Genomic DNA, 20,963 nt, shown 5'->3' with positions numbered 1-20,963 from the left:
ACTTTTGTATTTTCAAAAACCGGGCTATTGCGCCCGGTTTTTAGTATATCAGTTCATCTTAATATACATCACGGCGATAACGGCCATCCAGACGTAATTGATCGAGCAGCGTTTCACCAAGTATCTCGGTCAGGGCCTGATCGACATCACTGGCCATGCCATTGATGCTACCACAGACATAAATCACTGCGCCTTGGGCAACCCAGGTTTTCAGCTCTTCAGCCTGTTCCCGTAATTTATGATGCACATAGACTTTTTCCTGCTGGTCACGAGAGAACGCAAGATCCAGCCGTTTCAGGGTTCCCATTTGCAACCAGGCCTGAATGGTTTCTGCAAAGAAAAAATCATGTTCACGCTGACGTTCACCGAAGATCAGCCAGTTTTGGGTGTATTCCTGACGGTTACGGGAGCTGAGCAGACTCATTAAACCAGCAATACCGGTACCATTCCCAATACAAATGATCGGACGGTTATCATCAATCAGATGGAACGATTCGTTGCTGCGAATGCGTAGCGCAATCGGTGCATTGAGTGCGGCATGCTGGGTTAACCAGCCTGAACCCAGACCTAGATTTCCATTCGCATCAGCTTGCTGACGTACCACCAGACGCAGGACTTGCTGACTTGGAATGCTGGCAATCGAGTATTCACGTGATGCCAAAGCCGGTAATTGCTTGAGGAGCTGATCCATTGAATCAAAAGGTTCTGCCTGAGTCAGATCACGATCCCAAAGCGCGCGCTCAATGCTTTGCTGCATAGAAGGCACTTGTGTGCCGGCAGCAATATTGTGTTGTTGCATAAATGCCTGAATACGTTCCGGACTGTTAGCTGGCTGAATCTCGGCAATATCACCTGCTTGCCAGATTGCTTCATGCTCAGGAATCAGTTCGATATTAAAGGCAGGAGCACCCAGACTACCTGGATTGAGGATTTCACGTTGAGTCAGTGTCCACTGATCAAAGGTTTTATCGATACCCATGGCTTGCAGTTCAAGGCGAGTTACTTGTGCCAGTGCAGTATTCCATTGCTGGATGTGCTCATTATTGGCATTATCCACTTCAATGGTAGTGAATAACTGCTGGGCACCATTTTGCTGCAACCACTGGTCAATACGGTGACCAAAACTGCAATAGCTATCCGGATATTCTTGAGAACCGAGCGCCAACACCGCATAATTTAAATGCCGCAAATCAGCTTTGCCAGACAGGATTTTTTTCTCAAAAGAAGAGGCCAGATCAGGTGCTTCACCTGTGCCATAAGTACTGGCAACAAATAATACCTGCTCAGTTTGCTGTAAATCGGCAAGCGTCAGTTGTTGTACCGCTTTTACTGTTGCCGGTTGACGTGCTTCCTGCAGGGCAGTTGCTGTACGCCAAGCCAGTTGTTCTGAGACACCTGTTTGTGATGCATAAGCAATTAGCCAAGGTTTGGCATTTTCATCTAAGTCAACTGGAGTGACACCCTGACGCGCTGCCAGCGTTAAGCGCTTCTGTTTACGACGTTTCAGATACAGCATCCAGCCTGTCACAAAGAATAATGGCATTAACAAGGCTGCGACCATGGCAAAGAACTGGTAGATCGGGCCGAAGAAGCTGCCACGATGCACCGGTAACATGCTGCTCATGATCTTTTCATTGAACTTTTTATCTTCATAGAGCTCAACTTCTGTAAATTCGGCTGTCTGGTAATTATAAGTGGCACTGTTCCGCGCACGTTCATGTTGGGCAACCGGATCGACAAAGCTGAGCTGCATGCTGCCGTCGGGTTTTTTGGGAAGATTAAAGGTTACTGTGGAATATTTATCTGAAAATTCAGTATTAAAGCCAGTCCAGCTCAAATCTAGCGCGCGGCTAATCTGTTCTGGATTCATGCCTTCTTCGCGTCCTTCACCACGTGGGCCGCGTTCGCCACCTTGACGTCCTTCACCACGATTATTGCCCGCATTGGCTTGCATGGTAGGCTGTGGACGTTCAACGCCGAGAACTTTAAACATCCCGCTACGCCACCAGTCATAGGACCAGTACAGGCCGGTACAAGCCAGAATCAGGTAGAAAATCACCACCCAGGTTCCCACAACAGCATGCAGATCCCAGATAAAATTACGGCCTTTCAGCTTGGGTTTTACAAAGAACCATTGCTTGATCGAATGACGCTTTGGCCAGCGCAGGTAAAGACCGGACAAGACGAAAAAGATCAGCATTAAAGTACAAGCACCGGTAATCTGTTTGCCGACCGGGCCAACCGTTAAATTACGATGCAGTTGCTGAATAAACTGGAAAAATTCCCGACCCTTAATTTCAGGCAAAACTTCGGCAGTATAGGGATTGATCAGGATGTTATGACCACGCCGTGCTCCCTCTTTGGCAATATTTACAGTACTTGAAGCACTTGGATCTTGTGCCACGCTAATACTGTTAATCTTCATCTCTGGAGTGGTATTTTGAAAATGCTGATACAGCTGAGCAGGCGTAAGTTTGTCACCTTGCTGAACCTGAACCGTATAACTGTCGTTATTTATCCATTTTAAGATTTGTTGTTCATAGGAATAAATTGCGCCAGTGACGCCCATCAAAGAGAGGATTAAACCTGCTGTAATCCCCAGAAACCAGTGGATTTGGAAAAATGTTTTTTTAAACATGGTCGTCAGATTAAGGGTGAGCTTTATAAAAGTGGCCAAATTATAACTGAACTTTAATACTGAATTATAGGTGTTGAGGATAATATTTATTCTCATTATCATTTATTGTTTTAGGATTAAAAAAACCTCCATGCCGGGGCAGGAGGTTTTTTGTTGAAACGTGTACAAGTTTAGATTTGTTTGGCTGCGCCAACTTCTGCTTCTAGATGCTTACGAATCGTGTTAAAAGAAAAGTTTTTGCTGTCCAGACGTTTAGGCAGGATATAAGCACCTTGCTGGCCTTTTACCTTGAAATTGACCAACATGAATTCTGGTGTGTTGTACCATTCATAAATGTCTTTCCAGCTGATCGCACCCACACCTTCCTGCATGCCCATTTTCTGACGCATGATGATACCGTGCGGTTGTACGCCCAGACGAACACCTTTGATTTCCTGTACCGGAAATTCGTTCATCTTGCGTTTAACATACCATTCCAGACCAAAGGTACGGATCAGGTAATACAACACCACACAGGCAATCGCCACCCAGCAGAACACGGTTGAATAGTTCTTGAGAAGCAGAAGGCCCAGAATAGAAAGTGCAACAACAGCACCCATGATCAGCCATGCTTTCATGCCAATTTTATTGGTACTACGCCAGATCACCAGCTGAGCATGACGCTGCTCGGCTTCTGAAATTTCATAGTTCACAGGCTGTAGGGTATAAGCGTATAAATTTTTCGCGGTCATAGTGAAACTAGCAGATTTAAAACTGTAAAAAGTTTAGCATTAATTGTACCAATTCAGTGAGTATATTGTTCCAAAATCATCCAAATTATAATGAACCGAGTTCTGTTGCCTGTTCATCACGCTCATGGCTCAAACTTTGTTTCAATTGGCTCAACTGGTTTAAAATACTGAACATTAAAGACAGCTGCTGCAAAATGATCAGAGATTTCTGATCTTGTTCCTGATCATGTGATAGACGCTGTCGAATATGGACAATCATATTTTGCGCCCTTAAATCGGGCGTTTCGTCTCGTAATAATGCACCGCGAATGTTCTCTAATGCATTATCCAGTAAATTCAGAATGTCCTGATCCTCAATTCTTCCCCGGTGCGCACCCAGCGCGGCGATATAACTGATAAAGGTATGGTTCAGACACAGGAACTCAAAGGCCAGCGATTTTTGTACCGGATCAATATCCGGTTCAGTGGCCAGGGTCGAAATGAGTGAAGCCACCTCTGCATCGGTATTGTGGGCAGCACGGCGCACAATCCGATATTTCAGGCCATTATTACGCCCCGATTTATATTGCTCGATCACTTCACTTAAATAGTCCGCTTCTGCCTGCAAGCTGCGTTTGATACTGCGCGGCAAACGTCTGAACTTCCAGTCCGGGAAAATAAAGCTGACCCCGAACCAGGCAATGGCACAGCCAATCAGGGTATCAATCATCCGCGGGATAGCCGCAGCAAAGCCCATACCATCCAGATTGAAGTTGATCAAGGCAAGAATCGTGATAAAGGCCGTGGCTTGGGCATACTGTTTACTACGCAATTCAAAGAACAAGATCCCGCTGAACACCAGCAGTAATAATTGTCCTTCGACAGAAGGTACAAAATATAAAATGGCATAACCGAAAATAATACCGACCAAGGTACCGACAATCCGCAGACGTAAACGCCGCTTGGTGGCGTTAAAGTTTGGCTGGCTGACAAACAGTGCAGTTAATAAAATCCAGTAACCATATTCAATATTGCTGACCTGTACAAAGATATAGCTGATCAGCAGCACAATCGACAGGCGGATGGCATGCCGGAACAGCACCGATTCTGGAGTGAGATGCTGTTTAATTCGAACCTTGATGTCGTCCCAGCCTTTCAGGTCATCATCTCTGAGCTGGTTTTCAATATGTTTAAAACGCTCGGCTTTGATACTTTGCTCGGTTTCCAGGTTACGTAACTGGGCATCAATCGATTTCAGGTTCTGAAATAGTGAAAATAAAGCATTAATCCAGACCTGATCATAATGCTGATCCTGACGTAATTTCTCCAGAGACAGCCGAAGATTGTCAAAAGCATGCTTGAAGCGTTTGTTATGTACATAAGGCTTGCGCAGCAGCAAACTTTCACTCAGGTCCTTGCAGGCTTTGCCCTGAATCGACATGATGCGCTGAAAGCGGAACAGGATGTCGCTGTGCTGGAAAATCTTGGCCAGTTTCTGATAATCAATATGGGCTGAATCGGCACGTTCATGAATATCCTGCGCCACAAAATAATATTGCAGACTGCGACGGGTATCTTTTTGCCCACGGTCGCCTTTTAGACGGGTCAAGAGCGCCGTTTTCATTTCGTTAAAAATGGCAATCAGTTTGCCATTTTCAAGAGAAAGATCAATCATGCTCTGCTGATAACTGGTCGGGGTCATGTCCACATCAAACAGATTGGACTTGGCATATAAAAAGTCACCAAGCGAAGCATAAGAGGTGGCAAGCTTGTCTTGTGCCAACCGGGCAGGGAAGACCAGGAAGCTGAGCGTCGACAGAATGCCGTACCACATCGCACCGATGACCAGCAAGCCGGCCTGCTTATACCATTCATCGAACAGTTCGACACCCAGCATGGCATAGACGGAAACCACCAGACAGCCATAAGAAATTGTGGCATAGCGCCTGCCAAGGGAGCCAAGCAGAATCAGGCCAATACAAGAAACAATCAAGGCCAAGGCGAACAGCGGCGGATAAGGATAGAGCAGATAAACGCCAACCGCAGTAATGAAGAAACCCATGTAGGTATACAGGAGATTGAGAATACGCACCGAAAAGCGGTCATCAATATCGCTTAAACCGGCTGCGACCACACCTAAAGTCAGGGGAATCGTCATCAATTGTTGCCCCATAAAATAGGGAACAAAGGCGGTACCTGCAAATGCCGTCATCATACGCAGGTTATACATCAAGGTCGTATTATAGGTGGTTTGCTTGAGACGAGTGAGCCAAGATTTCAAAAGTCGTCCTTTATACTGCAGTCTTACAGATGAATCTGAATATGCCAATGAAAAATAGTAGGTTTATAAAATTTCATTTCAAGCTAAATCATACTATGCACTGTGTTAACTTGTCTGCATATTAGCGCTTTAAATCTTCATGCTTATGCCATCGAATAAAATCGTACAACCACCTTATGCCATGTCCTGGATTGTTTTGCTAGCGGCGCTGAGTGCGCTCGGGCCTTTATCCATTGATATGTATCTTTCTGCCTTGCCGGCGATGGCAGCAGATTTTGGCGTCAGTACCCAAATGGTCTCGAATAGCTTGCCGGCTTACTTCTTCGGTCTGGCTGTGGGGCAACTGATTTATGGGCCGATCAGTGACCGGATTGGGCGTAAACCACCGCTGTATTTTGGGCTGTGTTTATACATTGTGGCAAGTCTGCTGTGTGTGTTTGCACAGGATGAATGGAGTCTGATCGCTGCACGGATTCTGCAGGCCTTGGGTGGTTGTGTCGGGGTGGTCATGGCCCGTGCGGCCATTCGTGATCGTCTGGATATGCATTCAGCAGCTCAGGCTTTTGCCAGCATGATGATTGTGACCGCGATTGCACCCATTCTCGCGCCGAGTCTGGGGGCCTGGGTGTTGATGTTTTATGAATGGAATGTGATTTTTTTGGTGCTGATGGGCTGCGGTCTGCTGAGTCTGGCCTGTGTACATTTTCTCTTTAAAGAAACTCTGGAACCAGAGCGCCGTCTCAAGCTGAACGTTCAACAGGTTCTAAGTTTGTACCGTAGCATTTTTCAGGATCAAAGCTTTCGACATCCGCTTTATGCCGGCTGTTTTTCCAGTGCGGTGATGTTCTGTTATATCAGTGCATCTTCGGCCATTTTGATGGATCGTTATCAACTGACTGAGCAGCAGTTTGCCTATGCCTTTGGTGCCAATGCCGTCGGGATCATGTTATTTTCGACCTTGAATAAACGTCTGGCCGGACGTTTCTCGATATTGCAACGCCTTAAAATCGGCATTGTTCTACAGTTAGTGGGCGTTTTCGTTTTAGTATTGCTTGGCTATCTGGATGTAGATTCTATTGCATTGGTCTTGCTGGGCATGTTTGTCGTGGTGGCGTCGATCGGTTTTACTGGCCCGAATGCTATGGCATTGGCTATGGCGAAGCAGGGTGCACGTGCAGGAACTGCTAGCGCGATTATGGGCAGTATGCAATTTGTCTGTGGCTTATTGGGCGGGCTTTTACTAAATTTTCTGGTTTGGAATGCTTTATTAAATATGGCATTGATTATGCTGGTTTTTGTTTGTATTGCCGTCTGGGCAATTTGTCAACTTGAGCTGCCAGTATTCAAACATGAATAAATGCCTGATCTGGCTCTGGCCAGATAAAATCTAAAGATCTGAAAATAAGGCCAAGTCGATAGACTCAGCCTTGATTCAATCACTCATCAATAAATACAGCGAATTCTTCTACCGGGACACGCGGCGTAATAAAGCTGTTAATGATCTGCTCTGGATCGGCATAGCCCAAGGCCATGCCACAGACCAGTTCTTCATGTTCAGGTGCACCGACCAGATCGAGTACGATGGGATGGAAATGATTCCAGGCGGCCTGCGGGCAAGTGCCCAGACCGCGGGCTTTTGCTGCAATCATGACATTCTGGATCATCATCGAAATATCCATTTTCGAACCAATGGCCAAAGAGCGATGTACGGTAAAAAACAGTCCCACCGGTGCATCAAATAATTCAAAATTACGCAGCTGCTGCCGTGCCATTTTTTCTTTTTCGCCTTTTTGAATATTCAGCAAACCATATAAGCCCCAACCATTTTCACGACGACGTTCAATAAACGGCGAGAGCCATTGTTCAGGATAATAGGCAAAGGTTTCTTGGTATTGTTCCGCCAGCTCGGGATTGGCATAGATTTGCATTTGTGCCTGACAAACCTGTTGCACGAGTTCATCACGCTTTTTACCTGTTACCACATACACCTTCCAGGGTTGGGTGTTGGTTCCTGAGGGTGCGCGGCTGGCCACCGTCAAAATCTCTTTTAAGGTGTCTGTACTAACGGGGGTATTTAAAAAAGCACGCACTGAATGGCGAGAAGTGATGGTGTGATCTACAGCATGAACAAGATTTTGATCCATTATGGGGTCCAGTCGAATATCCTTATTGAGTTTGCAATGACTATAAACTAAACAAACAGAACGGGGGATAGGAAAATTTAATTCTTCGCCAGCTGAAAAAAACAATTTGTCAGCAAAATGACTTGAATAATGAAATTTCGCATGCTTTTAGCTGGTCTTAAATCGCCTCAGTGATAGCAATGAATTTAGTGATAAAGATTATCTTTGATTTAAAAAATGGCTTAAAACCCAAGTGCTTGAATCATTCAGTAATAACAATTTCACACAGAGAACGGGTTTATTTTGACTGAAAATCAAGATAATTTAATTTCAAGATCCCTGTTTCCTTCCGTGTCGAGTAAAAGATTAATATTTTTTTTGAATTAAAATATAGATTAATCTTCATATAAAAATGAGAAGTTATAATTATTTTTTATAGGTAAATTAACTATTGCTAATAAAAAGAAATAAAACTTGATACAAAGAAACAGCATAATGTACGACTTTTCATCTTAATTCATGCATTGCGTGATGAAGATCTGTTTTAAATAACGCGATTCCAGATGGCTTGAATGAAGTCTTTAGGTTGAAAGCACTCATCAAGCACTGAATGTTTTTTTGAGCTTAAAACACAGTTTTTTTACCAGCATGCGCGTCTGTTTGAAAATTGTCTGCAATTTTCAAACAGACTGAGTGTCGGAATGGAAAAGGTGTTGCTTTTATAAATCTCTCATTTGTTGAATATGATCGTGATGATGATATTCATAAGTTTGAAAGAGATGATAAATCGGTTTGTTTTTCTAAAAGTGATAGATCAAATCAGGATATTTCCAGATGAACATCTAATGAGAGAGCTAGAGATCTAGCGCACTCCATGACTTTTAGAAAAATAAAAAATGCAAAATCATCTTGGGCAAAAAATTATGGATTTTACTTTTAACGCATTTTATACCTTGATTGCCGCAGTCATTGTTTTGTTACTCGGCCGATTCCTGGTTAATAAAATCGATTTTTTAAGACGTTACAATATTCCTGAGCCGGTTGCGGGCGGTTTGGTTGCGGCGATCATTTCATTGCTGGTGCATTCATTGTGGGGATACAGCATCACCACCAGTGCAGAATTACAAACCAGTTTTATGCTGATTTTCTTTGCCTCGATTGGTCTGAGTGCCAACTTTTCCAAGTTGCGTGAAGGCGGGGTCGGTCTGATTATTTTCCTGTTTGCTGTTTCGGCTTTCATCATTTTGCAAAATGCGGTCGGCATAAGTCTGGCCACATTACTGGGTATTGACCCCTTGATTGGCCTGATTGCAGGCTCAGTTACCTTAACCGGTGGTCATGGTACCGCGGGGGCATGGGGGGAAATTTTTGAAGTTGAACATGGTATTCAAGGTGCGCTGGCACTAGGTATGGCCAGTGCGACTTTTGGATTGATTATCGGCGGTATTATTGGCGGACCTTTGGCCAAGTTGCTGATCAACCGTTATAACCTGGCGACTGCACGTACCGATCAGCAGATCGAAAAGCGTGACAATACGCCAATGGACAGCACCACCAGCGAATATGTACCGTTTGAATATCCGCATCAGGTGCGTTTAATTACCGCTGATAATGCAATCACGACCTTGGGCCTGTTTGCAGGCTGTTTGGCTTTTGCAGAGTTTATGACGGGTTTCAGTAAAGGTACTGCATTTGAACTGCCAACATTCGTGTGGGCATTGGCGGGTGGTGTCATCCTGCGTAATGTACTGGAAGGTATTTTCAAAGTTCAGATTTTCGATCGTGCGATTGATGTGTTCGGTAATGCTTCATTGTCGCTGTACTTGGCGATGGCATTGTTGTCATTGAAATTATGGCAATTGGCTGACCTTGCAGGACCACTGATGGTAATTCTGGGTGCACAGACTATCACCATGGCTTTGTATGCCGGTTTTGTAACTTTCCGCCTGATGGGCAAGAACTATGATGCTGCGGTACTTGCAGCGGGTCACTGTGGTTTTGGTATGGGTGCAACACCGACAGCGGTTGCCAATATGCAGGCGATTACCAATATGTATGGTGCATCACATAAGGCCTTCCTGATCGTTCCATTATGTGGCGCGTTCTTTGTTGACCTAATCAATGCCACTGTTATTCAAATGATCTTGAAGTTCTTTGTATAATTTAGACCTGATACGATGAGTCATAAGCTCATAAGGATGTGACATGAATGATCAGTTAAATGAAACATTGCTTGGCTGGATTAATGCCGTGAATGGTCCTTTGTGGGACTTTCTGGTGGTGTTTCTGGTCGCAGTTGGTATTTTCTATACAATCATGACGGGTGCAGTACAAATTCGTTTGTTCTGGCACAGCATGAAAGTCATGAAAGGCAGCCGTGGCAAGGTTCAGGATGCGCACGGCATTACCCCGTTTCAGGCCTTTGTGACTGGTCTTGCAAGCCGGGTCGGGGTGGGTAATGTCGCCGGTGTGGCCATTGCCATTGCGATTGGCGGACCGGGCGCGGTGTTCTGGATGTGGGTTACTGCATTTCTGGGTATGAGCTCTGCTTTGGTGGAATCCTCATTGGCGCAATTGTTTAAGGTGCGCGATCATAAAAACCAGCAATTCCGTGGTGGCCCCGCGTATTACATTACTCAGGGTCTAAAACAGAAATGGCTCGGGATTGTCTTTGCAATTGCATTGATCACGACCTATGGTTTTGTGTTTAATGCGGTTCAGGCCAATGCCATTACCGGTGCAACATCACACGCATGGGGCTGGGATCAGGCCAATATCATTTTGCCTTTAGGCGGATTGGATTTTGAAGTTTCCTGGATTGGGCTAGTCTTAGTATTGATTACAGCTACAATCATTTTTGGCGGTATTAAACGTATCGCCAAAGTGGCAGAAAAGGTAGTGCCCTTTATGGCGCTACTGTATCTGGCGGTGGCTTTATATATTGCGGTTATCAATTACGATCTGCTCCCATCCATCTTCCAGCTTATTTTCAGTAAAGCCTTTGAATTTGAAGCCGCTGCTGGTGGTTTCTTTGGTGCCATGGTGTCTATGGCCATGATGATGGGGATCAAGCGTGGTCTGTTCTCTAACGAGGCAGGGATGGGTTCGGCACCGAATGCTGCTGCAGCCTCGGATGTCAAACATCCAGTCAACCAGGGTCTGGTACAGATGCTCGGAGTATTTGTAGATACCTTTGTGGTGTGTTCATGTACCGCGATTATTATTCTGGTTTCGGGTCTGTATGAAAATGCAGGCTTTGAAGGCGTGACCTTGACCCAGATGGCACTCGAAAGCCAGATTGGTGCCTGGGGTGATGACTTCCTGGCTTTGATTCTGTTCCTGTTTGCCTATTCTTCGATTATTGGTAACTATGCCTATGCCGAAGGAAACGTCCAGTTCATTAATAACAATAGCCGGGTTATGTTGATTTTCCGTTTATTTGTATTGGTGATGGTGTATTTCGGTTCTATCGCCAGCGTGCCATTGATCTGGAATATGGCGGATCTGTTTATGGGTGTCATGGCAAGTATCAACTTGATTGCGATCCTGTTGCTGATGCCATTCCTGCTGATGCTTCTCAAAGACTATACCGGTCAGTTGAAGCGTGGCGTGAAAGAGCCTGAATTTAAACTGGATAACCATCCTAAATTTAAAGACAAGGTTAAATCAGATATCTGGTAAGACTTAAAATAAAAAGCCCCGATCATTCGGGGTTTTTTTGTGCCAAAGTTTTATTTAGAAGAAATTTAAATAACTTTGATAAAGCACAAAACCCAAAATCAGGCTAAACCAGACCGGTAATTTTGAACGTAGCAGGGCAATCATCACCGCGACAAAGACCAGGTCGGAGCCATAACTAAAATAACGTTGTGAAAGATCCAGCAATAAATACAGTAACAGACCCACCACCGCAGCATTGATGCCCATCACCGCCTGATGAATATGGCGCTGCTGCATCAACCATGACCAGTAGGGCAAGGTGGCAAAGATCAGGAAAAATGAAGGTAAAAAGATTGCACAGGTTGCTAAAACTGCATTCAGCCAGACATAAGGCGTCCAAGGCAGCAAAGCACCAATATAACTGGCAAAACTGAATAAAGGCCCCGGCATGAGCTGGGCAAATGCATAGCCAAGATCAAAAGATTGCGCATTCACTATGCCAGTCGCGACAAAATCCTGATGCAGCAAAGGCAGAATTACATGACCGCCACCAAACACCAGCGAGCCAGTCTGATAGAAATTGGAAAAAAATTGCAGGTCTGATTCACCCCATAATTTTCCCGTTAAGGGCAGCAGCATAAATGGCAAGATAAATGCCAGTAACCAATAGGGCGCAGCGGCAGATCGAATATAAGGCGAGCTGATTGCCGTTTTGTTAATTTCTTTGGGTTTCAAATCTGATTGATAAAAATGTCCCGCCAAAAGTCCACAGACTGCGCCCAGCATAATCACCAAAATCTGGTTAAAACTCACTGAAACGACTATCAGTAATGCGACAGATAGGATTAAGACCGCATATTGCCAGGCCGTTTTACAGAAGCTTCTCAGCATTTGCCAGAAAGCCCAGGCGATTACAGAAAATACAATTAACTGGATGGTATGAAAGCTGTTTGAGTTTAAAATATGAAAATAGCTTTGACCCAATAACGCCACCAAGGTCATCAGAATAACCGAGGGCAGGGTAAAACCCAGCCATGCGATCACGGCACCAGTATAGCCCCGTTGCAGATAACCGATCGACAGGCCCACCTGACTGCTGCTCGGTCCGGGTAAAAGTTGCGCCAAAGCGACCAGTTGACTGTATTGGGTGTCATTTAGCCACTGCAGTTGTGTCACAAATTTTCGGTGAAAAAACACCAAATGTGCTGCCGGACCGCCAAATGAAATGCAACCCAGTTGCAGGAAAATCAGGAAAATCCGATACAGTGAAATGACTGACATAGCATGAAGGGGAAAATGAAGACAAACTACCCGAACTGTATGACAATTTTACGAAATTCTACAGATTATTTAAGCAGGTGTTTATACACTATGCTGCTTTAGTTAATGAGGACATTCTCTACATGCAGAAATATGTGTTGAGTATTGTGGCACTGGGTGCATTCGGCCTGAGTGGTTGTCAAACCACACCGATGACAGTCCAGTCAGCTACCAATCATCTACAACCTGCTGCGCAACGTGGAGAAGCTCAGGCACGTCCGAATCAAATTGATTTTGAAAAGATCAAGCAAACTGAACAGCGTCCGGTCATTGCTCTCGTTTTAGGCAGTGGTGGTGCGCGTGGCTATGCACATATCGGTGCGCTCGAAGTACTGGAACAGGCCGGTATTCGTCCGGATTTTATTGTTGGAACCAGTGCGGGCAGCATCGTCGGATCTATTTATGCCAGTGGTAAACCGGCGATTGAGCTGCGCAATATTGCCTTGAGCATGCGAGCAACCGATGTACGCGATATCAAACTGGATCGAAAAGGTTTTTTTGATGGCAAAAAAGTAGAAGACTATGTCAATTTACAAGTCGATCAAACTCCACTAGAAGCCATGAAAATCCCGATGTTTGTGGTGGCCACAGCACTAAAAGAAGGCAAGAAAGTCGTTTTTAATTATGGCAATACTGGACAGGCAGTACGTGCTTCAGTGTCGATTCCGAGTATGTTTATTCCAACAATAATTGAAGAAAAAGAATATGTCGATGGCGGGCTGGTCAGCCCGGTACCGGTGAATGTGGCACGTGAGCTGGGAGCAGATATTGTGATTGCGGTTGATATTCTGGCACAGCCTATTCATACGGAAACCAGTAATGTCTGGGGACTGTTTAACCAGAATATTAATATTATGCAGCAACACTTGGCACAAGAAGAATTAAAGCATGCCGATGTGGTGATCCAGCCCGATTTACGGGAAAAAGGACATATCTTTGATGTACGTGGCAGAGAATTAACCATGCAGGCCGGCATTGATGCTGCACAGTTAAAACTGATGGATATTTCTCTCGCTTATCAAAAATATAATTATGCTCGCGGCCATCATATTCCGCTCTTTGTGGCTCAGGAACAGCAGCAGCCCTAAAGCATATTGCGGTTAAATTTTTTTGTTCATTTTTTATGAGATCGAACCAGGTAGGCAAAGCTATTGCATCCCTATGCTTTCCAGATTCTGATCTTAACACTGGCTGATCGTTATAAAAGATTAAATCATTGTTTCTGCATATGAATTGGCCAGAATTTTCAGGAGAGATAAGCTTTATTTTGACTATAAGTTGTTGAATTATAAATTATATTTTTTTTGGAATAAGTGTTGCTTTTCTAAGTCGAAATTTTAATATTATTATTCCTATACTTAAGTTGATCAAATATTTAAATATTGTTCATGACAGAATGTGCTTTGAAAGATTAATGAATAGATGTAACGACAATGAATCAGATTAAAATTGGACATCAGGTCAAGTTGGCGCAATTTGAACACTATATTTTTACAGTGACAGCTGCACATCAAGATGGTTCTTTCACGGTCACTACCACACTGGATGGTCAGCAAATTCTCAGCTATGAAAATGTCGCCCAGGAAATGTTAAAACCACTCATGCGCTAAATCAGTAATGATTTATCCAACATCTTGAATTATTTTTTGCAAAATGAGAGCGGCCCGAAAAAAACTTGAGCTGAGTAAGCAGATGCTTTGGATCAATAAGTGTTTATTTGTTTGGAACTTAGCTTCTTGCTGAGCCTTGAGATCTGTTAAATATATTTTTTTCTGTATGAGTGCAGTTTCTATATCAATAATTATGATGCTTCATTTGCCGAATTGAACATTTTATTCATGTTAAAAACGCTATAATAATAAGCGATAACCTTGTCATTCAAAGAGTTCAAAGAAAACGATGGCCCCTTTAGATCAAATTGCAGCAGTGTCAGATGACCAGTCAGAGTTAACGATGTCAGTTCTCATGACGCCAGATATGGCAAATTTTTCAGGAAATGTTCATGGTGGAACCATTCTGAAATTACTGGATCAGGTGGCGTATGCATGTGCGAGTCGCTATTCGGGCAGTTATGTCGTGACCTTATCGGTAGACAAGGTGAACTTTAAGGAACCAATTCATGTGGGTGAGCTGGTAACTTTCTTGGCCAGTGTCAACCATGTTGGTCGCACCTCGATGGAAATCGGGATTCGTGTAGAAGCGCAGAATATTCAAAAAAGAACGGTACGCCATACCAATAGCTGTTATTTCACTATGGTGGCCGTAGATGAAAATGGCAAACCGAAACAGATTCCGGCTTTGAACCTGGACAATGACTGGAAACGTTGCCGTTTTGAAGCAGCCGAACAGCGTAAAGTCGCGCGTTTGCAAGAGAATCATCATCCTTCATGCAGTATTTATAAAAAGACTGCACAGAGTTAAGCGGTGATTTAAAAACATCTTCATAAGAGTAATGCCAGTCAGTTAACCAATTGACTGGCATTTTCTTTTTTAAATTGAGGATTATATGTGATAGGTGGAAAAGTCATCCGCAACTGTTTGAGGCATGAGGTGTATTGCACCGCAAGATTAAAAAAATGATGGTCTCCATGACAAATTGACGAGTCGAGGGTGGCTGACGAGTTTTGCGGTGAGGAATATGACTGCAAGATGCCTTCCTTGCGAAGTTCCGCTGCTCATTTGAATGAAACCAAAGTAACAAATGATATTGAAAATATTTGATTTAAAACCTTCAGACTCCATCATGAACGACTAAGCAGTTAAAGCGTCTATTTTTAAATTCTTTAACTGATCAGCATGACTTTATAAGAGAGTCTTTTTTGCCTTAATTTCAGTTTATGTCTGGAGCTTTATCGTTTTTTGCTCTAATATAAAACGATACGTATCGTATCGATTGTGTTTGAAGATAAGTAGACTTTATGAATCATGACGAAAAAAGCTCACGACGACAGCAATGTATTTTGCAAGCGGTTGCCGATGCATTGGCAGAGGGAGAGTATCATCAACTGACTATTGAGGCTGTTGCAGCACGAGCTGGGGTGGGAAAATCTACGATTTATCGCTGGTGGAAGCATAAATCGGAGCTGGTGCTAGATACCTTCAAACAGCATACGGTCTCAGTTTTTGAGCCTGATCCTGCAAATGACCTGAAAAGTAATCTGATTCGACAGCTAAGCTTGTTGTCTCAGGCGCTCAACCATCCGATTGGTCGGGCTTTACTGGTGGTAATCGCCAATCATCGTGAACTGGCCGGTGAATTCTTTCAGCAATATTTATTGCCGCGTCGACAGCAGACTCATCAACTGATTCAGCAAGCGATTGAGCGTGGCGAGATTCGCGCGGATTATCCTTTTGATTTAATGCTGGACAGTCTGTACGGCCCGATCCATTACCAGATTATTTTTTTCAATCGTATGCCGGATGAAAATTACATCCGGGCGCTGGTTGGGTTAGTACTGCATCCTGTTGTAATTCAAGCCTGAGCCTGGTCTATTTTTCTTAAAGTTGGTTTTTATGTCTCTCAGCCCCGAGCGTTTATGGAATCGCTCATTTATCTTGTGCTTATGCAATAACTTTTTTCTGTTTGTTTATTATTTTGCCTTACTGACCATCTTGCCGATTTACATCATGAAAGATTTGGGGGGCTCAGTCAAAGAAGCGGGTCTGGCACTGACCTTGTTTCTGGCATCATCAATTGCAGTTCGGCCTTTTTCCGGCATGATCATCGAAAAACTGGGCAAGAAAATCTCGATGCGCGGTGCAGGCGTGATTTTTGCGCTGTTTGCCTTTGGCTATTTGCTCATTGATAGCTTGTGGTCACTGTTGCTGGTGCGATTTCTACATGGCATTTGGTTCAGTATTTTGACCACGGTGGCGGTTCCGGTGGCCAATGAATTTATTCCAGAACAGCGTAAAGGCGAGGGCATGGGCTATTTTGTCATGTCGACCAATCTGGGGGTGGTATTTGGCCCATTGCTGGCCTTGACCGTCATTCAATTCACCAGCTTTAAAAGCTTATTTGGGATTCTGGCTATTATTATTTCTCTGGGACTGATTTTCTGCTGGATGCTGAAAATTACCGAACTGCCAAAATCAAGACGGATCGGCACAGGAAAAACCAAATTGAGTCTACAAGATATATTGGAAGTGAAAGTCCTGGCGGTAAGCTGTGTGGCGTTGCTGACGGCATTTGCTTATTCGGGCATCATGAGTTTTATCACGGCATTTAGTGAAAGCAAGCAGCTTTTGGCTTATACCAGCGTATTTTTTATTGTATTTGCGGCTTCGATGCTGTTGGTACGGCCGTGGGTCGGGAAAATCTATGATCGTAAGGGACCAAGTGCTGTCATTTATCCTTCCTTTATTTTCTTTGCGATTGGCCTAGTCATGGTGAGTCTGATATCCAATCAATGGACGCTCTGGTTATCAGCGGTCTTTGTGGGGATCGGTTATGGTTCATTATTTCCATGTCTGCAGACACTCGCAATTCAATCTGTCGATAAGCAGCGTATGGGACATGCGATTTCAACCTTCTTTACCCTGTTTGATCTGGGTTTGGCGGTAGGTTCCGTGGTGATGGGCCTATTGATTGCCTATTGGGGCTTTGAAGCGATGTATGTGTCGAGTGCTGCACTCGTCATTGTGACGATCTTGGTTTATCGTCAGTATGTGGCCAAAAGACCAATACACGTACCGGAAAATCAGGAAGCATAAAATGGAATTAAGACATTTACGTTATTTTGTCACTGTGGCCGAGGAACTGAATTTTACCCGGGCTGCGGAAAAATTGAATACTGTACAGCCTTCCTTAAGTCAGCAAATCAAGGATCTGGAGCGTGAGGTAGGTGTACAGTTACTGGAGCGAAATAACCGTAAGGTCAACCTGACCGAGGCCGGACAGGTTTTTTTAAAAGAAGCTTTGCTCAGTCTGGAACATGCAGAACGTGCGATCCACGCTGCCAGACAGATTGCCAATGCACATCAGGATCAGCTGAATATCGGATTTGTACCGGTTGCGGAAATGAAAGTCTTTCCCTATATCATGCCCAATATCCGCGCACATTTTCCTGAACTGAAAGCACTATTTCATAGTTTGACTGACGCTGAGCAGTTTAGTGCTTTAAGAAAAGGCCAGATCGATATTGCTTTTACCCGCTATCCGGGACAGTCGAGCGAGTTTGATTCGATCCGGATTTTTGATGAACCTTTAACCCTGATTGTGCCTAAAGATTCTCCGGTTGCGACCCTGCCACATGTCAGTATTAAGAGCTTTGAAAATCAGGATTTTGTCATTAGTGATGAACAGGCTTCACCACAATTGCATCGAATTATTCAAGACTTTTTTAAACAGTCCAAATTGAAGGTCAATGTGGTGCAGCATTCGACCAATATCCTGCTCAATGTCAATCTGGTCGGGATGGGCGTGGGCTGGAGTCTGGTGCCGGCCTATGTGATTCCATTACTCGGCGATAATATCGTGGTCAAAAAGACCCTTGAACCTTTGCCCATGATTGGGCTATATGCCAATTATCGTAAAGACCAAAAACATGTGGTGATTGATCTGATTTTAAAAGTCTTAAAAGAAAAGTTTTGTGTCGATCTTTTTTAAGATTTACATCTTTGGTCTGCCTATATTTTAAAAGCTGTGCGACAGAAATGATCTGTAGCACATCTACGTAAATTGACACAGAAAACCGTTTTATACTGAAACTCTAAAAATAAAAAATGGTTAAACCAATATGATGAAGCTCTATAACAATCCGCAATCACGGGGCCTGACCCTGTTGCCCTTATTGAAAGAATTGCAGATTGAAGACCAGATTGAGCAGGTGGAAGTGTCCTATGAATATATGCATCAAGCTGAATATTTACAGATTAATCCGATGGGAAAAGTTCCCTGTCTGGTCGATCAGGAGATTGTCATTTCAGAAATGGCCGCCATTTTTATCTATCTGGCAGATAAGTATTCTGATAAAGGCTTGGCACCTGCTTTGGATGAACCCAAGCGTGGGGCATATTTAAAATGGATATTTTTCTGTCATGGGCCCTTCACCGAATATATCGATCTAAAAAATTTGCAGGTTTCGCCAGAAAATATTGAAAAAAACCGCAGAAGTTTAAGTTTCGGCAATGAAACAGCAGTATTTGATTTTCTGAAACAGGGCATAAGTCAGGCCAATCCTTATTTGCTAGGTGAAGAATTTTCCGCAGCAGACTTATATGCTGCCTATTGTTTGATCTTTGCGATCTCTGCGAAAATTTTACCGCCATTTGACGAGTTCAGACCCTATTTGCAGCAGATGGCCTCTCGTGATTCCCTGAAAGACATGCCGTGGTTTCAAGACTACCGAGCCTAATTCCTCGGTCTATATATTGTCCGAGATATCTAAAAACAATAAAAAACCACGCCGAAGCGTGGTAAAAAATGACCTTAAAATTATTTTAGGTACAGCTTTTTAAACAGTTGCTGACTGGTGTTTTCCAGTGATTGTGGAATGGCCAGTGCGGCCACAAAACGGTCAGGACGCAAGATCACCACTGAATCGGAAGTATTGCTAAACCAGGAGCGAATTTCTGTGCCGCTATCACCAATGGTGATGACATCTTCAAACGGTTGGCGCTGGGTATTTTGTAACTGCACTGCCGGAATGACCTGAATAAATTTCACACCGAGTGTTTTCCACTGTTGCAGTGTCTCTGGACTCAGGCCCCATTTTGGATCGACACCCCAGGCAATAATGGCAAAATCATTGCCAATCACTTCATCCAGTAACACTGTTTCACCTGATGCAAGCTGAACTTGAGGCTGAATGAACATCTTGCCAATTGGAGAATTTTTGGCGCCGTTGCTCAAAAGCACACCATCATGATATTTCGGCATCGGTTTAAAGCGCATTTCCAGCAGGTACTGTTTGATCGGCTTGATATAGTTCAGGGCATAGGCGATACCGTCACGGACAAAACCTTGCCACTTTTTCGGTGGTGCCAATACATGACCGGCCATTACGGACAGATCAATCATGGCTTTGGCATGGTCTTTACGTTCAATCTGATACGAATCTAAAAGTTCTGGGCCGGTTTTGCCTTGAACCACCAGTGCGACTTTCCAGGCCAGGTTAAAGGCATCCCGCATCCCGCTGTTATAACCCTGACCTTGCCAGACGGGCATAATGTGCGCAGCATCACCTGCCAGTAAAATGCGGTCTACCCGGAACTTGTCCGCAATACGGGCATTATGCGTATAAACACGTTGACGGATCACTTCGATGCCATCGGTACTTGGAAGCACTTTGGCCAGTAATTTGGCAATATTTTCCGGTTTGCTGAGTTCTTCCTGAGTTTCACCCGGCATAACCATAAATTCAAAACGGCGAATTCCATGGGGCAATGCGGCGGATACATAAGGACGTACCGGATCACAACACAGGTAAATATGCGGTGTCGCAAGCGGATCATTTTCAAGATCGATCACGATCCATTGATTCGGCGCAGTTTCACCCTCAAAAGCAATGCCCAGATTGCGGCGTACATAAGAGTTACCGCCATCACAGGCAATCAGGTACTGGGCACGGACTGTTTCTGTATCCCCTTGTTCGTTTTGCAGGTTAAGCGTTACACCCTCGGCATCCTGACTAAACTGGGTCAATTGACGTGAGAACAGCACCTGCGTATTTTTATATTGTTTTAAGCCCTGAAGCAGAACCTGATCGACTTGTGGCTGAATAAAGGCATTACGGCGTGAAAATCCGAATTCGCGGGTTAAAGGCTGAATATCTGCAAAACAGCGACCCTTAGGTGTTAAAAAGCGCATGGCATGATTGGGCGTGGTATGGGGCAAGACTTGATCGACCAAACCTAAGGATTGAATGGTACGCAAAGATTCATCATCGATCCCAATGGCACGTGGATAATCAATCAAACTATCCAGTTGCTCGACCATCGTGACGCTCACGCCTTGCTTGCTCAGATAGTTGGCAATGGTTAAGCCTACAGGCCCAGCGCCGAGGATTGCTACATCAGTGCTGTAATTGGTATTGCTCATAGTGAATGTCCATTCAATCGACTTGCATTTCAATCTATTAAGGGACAGTTCTGAGCTAGAAACAAGTTAGGCGATAGTAGTTGAGCTATATCAATAATATTAATTTTAAATAGATTTTTATTAATTAAATTATTGAATTTAAATGATAAAGTTAAAATAATTCAATAGTCATTCTCAATCCTGTGATCAG

16 protein-coding genes are annotated in these 20,963 nt (G+C 44.0%); 10 read left to right on the top strand and 6 right to left on the bottom strand.

What is annotated here, in order from left to right:
- Positions 1 to 58: 58 nt before the first annotated feature.
- The 3 genes from FTU42_RS04270 to yccS form a co-directional block, all read right to left on the bottom strand.
- Entirely contained in the window at positions 59 to 2,638 is a 2,580-nt protein-coding gene (locus tag FTU42_RS04270) for a sulfite reductase flavoprotein subunit alpha (RefSeq protein WP_180083064.1), read from the bottom strand.
- 170 nt (positions 2,639 to 2,808) lie between these two features.
- On the bottom strand, positions 2,809 to 3,369 hold the full coding sequence (locus FTU42_RS04265; protein ID WP_005169724.1) for a YcxB family protein: 561 nt from the start codon (positions 3,367 to 3,369) through the stop codon (positions 2,809 to 2,811).
- An 85-nt stretch (positions 3,370 to 3,454) separates the two neighbouring features.
- Positions 3,455 to 5,629: a YccS family putative transporter gene (yccS, locus tag FTU42_RS04260; protein WP_074383432.1), complete on the bottom strand. Its 2,175-nt coding sequence runs from the start codon at positions 5,627 to 5,629 to the stop codon at positions 3,455 to 3,457.
- A gap of 139 nt (positions 5,630 to 5,768) precedes the next feature.
- On the opposite strand from yccS, the gene FTU42_RS04255 reads away from it, so the two are divergent.
- Positions 5,769 to 6,986, top strand: a complete 1,218-nt coding sequence (locus tag FTU42_RS04255; RefSeq protein ID WP_100355565.1) for a multidrug effflux MFS transporter — start codon at positions 5,769 to 5,771, stop codon at positions 6,984 to 6,986.
- 79 nt (positions 6,987 to 7,065) lie between these two features.
- On the opposite strand, the gene FTU42_RS04250 is transcribed toward FTU42_RS04255, so the two are convergent.
- Complete coding sequence (locus tag FTU42_RS04250; protein WP_218949799.1) at positions 7,066 to 7,773, bottom strand: nitroreductase; 708 nt, start codon at positions 7,771 to 7,773, stop codon at positions 7,066 to 7,068.
- A gap of 902 nt (positions 7,774 to 8,675) precedes the next feature.
- Here FTU42_RS04250 and gltS point away from each other — a divergent pair.
- Positions 8,676 to 9,914 carry a sodium/glutamate symporter gene (gene gltS / locus FTU42_RS04245; protein WP_005169732.1) on the top strand — a complete coding sequence of 413 codons (1,239 nt, stop codon included), beginning with the start codon at positions 8,676 to 8,678 and terminating at the stop codon, positions 9,912 to 9,914.
- A gap of 43 nt (positions 9,915 to 9,957) precedes the next feature.
- Positions 9,958 to 11,433 (top strand): sodium:alanine symporter family protein, encoded by a 1,476-nt coding sequence (locus FTU42_RS04240; RefSeq protein WP_071850767.1) that lies wholly within the window; start codon positions 9,958 to 9,960, stop codon positions 11,431 to 11,433.
- A gap of 54 nt (positions 11,434 to 11,487) precedes the next feature.
- Here FTU42_RS04240 and chrA read toward each other — a convergent pair whose 3' ends face one another.
- Positions 11,488 to 12,693, bottom strand: a complete 1,206-nt coding sequence (gene chrA / locus FTU42_RS04235) for a chromate efflux transporter (RefSeq protein WP_180083063.1) — start codon at positions 12,691 to 12,693, stop codon at positions 11,488 to 11,490.
- A 122-nt stretch (positions 12,694 to 12,815) separates the two neighbouring features.
- Here chrA and FTU42_RS04230 point away from each other — a divergent pair, with 122 nt between their 5' ends.
- From FTU42_RS04230 to FTU42_RS04200, 7 genes are all read left to right on the top strand, one after another.
- Positions 12,816 to 13,820, top strand: coding sequence for a patatin-like phospholipase family protein (locus FTU42_RS04230; RefSeq protein WP_005169741.1), 1,005 nt, complete (start codon positions 12,816 to 12,818; stop codon positions 13,818 to 13,820).
- Between the two features lie 345 nt (positions 13,821 to 14,165).
- Positions 14,166 to 14,342: a hypothetical protein gene (locus FTU42_RS04225; protein WP_005169744.1), complete on the top strand. Its 177-nt coding sequence runs from the start codon at positions 14,166 to 14,168 to the stop codon at positions 14,340 to 14,342.
- 289 nt (positions 14,343 to 14,631) lie between these two features.
- Positions 14,632 to 15,153: an acyl-CoA thioesterase gene (locus FTU42_RS04220; protein ID WP_004280680.1), complete on the top strand. Its 522-nt coding sequence runs from the start codon at positions 14,632 to 14,634 to the stop codon at positions 15,151 to 15,153.
- 497 nt (positions 15,154 to 15,650) lie between these two features.
- Positions 15,651 to 16,214: a TetR/AcrR family transcriptional regulator gene (locus FTU42_RS04215; RefSeq protein ID WP_005169748.1), complete on the top strand. Its 564-nt coding sequence runs from the start codon at positions 15,651 to 15,653 to the stop codon at positions 16,212 to 16,214.
- 31 nt (positions 16,215 to 16,245) lie between these two features.
- On the top strand, positions 16,246 to 17,445 hold the full coding sequence (locus FTU42_RS04210) for an MFS transporter (RefSeq protein ID WP_159138263.1): 1,200 nt from the start codon (positions 16,246 to 16,248) through the stop codon (positions 17,443 to 17,445).
- A 1-nt stretch (position 17,446) separates the two neighbouring features.
- Positions 17,447 to 18,340: a LysR substrate-binding domain-containing protein gene (locus FTU42_RS04205; protein ID WP_005097811.1), complete on the top strand. Its 894-nt coding sequence runs from the start codon at positions 17,447 to 17,449 to the stop codon at positions 18,338 to 18,340.
- Between the two features lie 133 nt (positions 18,341 to 18,473).
- Positions 18,474 to 19,088: a glutathione S-transferase family protein gene (locus tag FTU42_RS04200; RefSeq protein ID WP_180083083.1), complete on the top strand. Its 615-nt coding sequence runs from the start codon at positions 18,474 to 18,476 to the stop codon at positions 19,086 to 19,088.
- Between the two features lie 80 nt (positions 19,089 to 19,168).
- Here FTU42_RS04200 and FTU42_RS04195 read toward each other — a convergent pair whose 3' ends face one another.
- Entirely contained in the window at positions 19,169 to 20,773 is a 1,605-nt protein-coding gene (locus tag FTU42_RS04195) for a bifunctional 3-(3-hydroxy-phenyl)propionate/3-hydroxycinnamic acid hydroxylase (protein ID WP_180083062.1), read from the bottom strand.
- Positions 20,774 to 20,963 lie beyond the last annotated feature (190 nt).

The sequence above is a fragment of the Acinetobacter sp. YH12102 genome, from assembly GCF_013419125.1.
GTDB classification, from domain to species: Bacteria; Pseudomonadota; Gammaproteobacteria; order Pseudomonadales; family Moraxellaceae; genus Acinetobacter; species Acinetobacter pseudolwoffii.
Note: the sequence above shows the minus strand (reverse complement) of the source record. Positions and strands in the feature narration are given on the sequence as shown.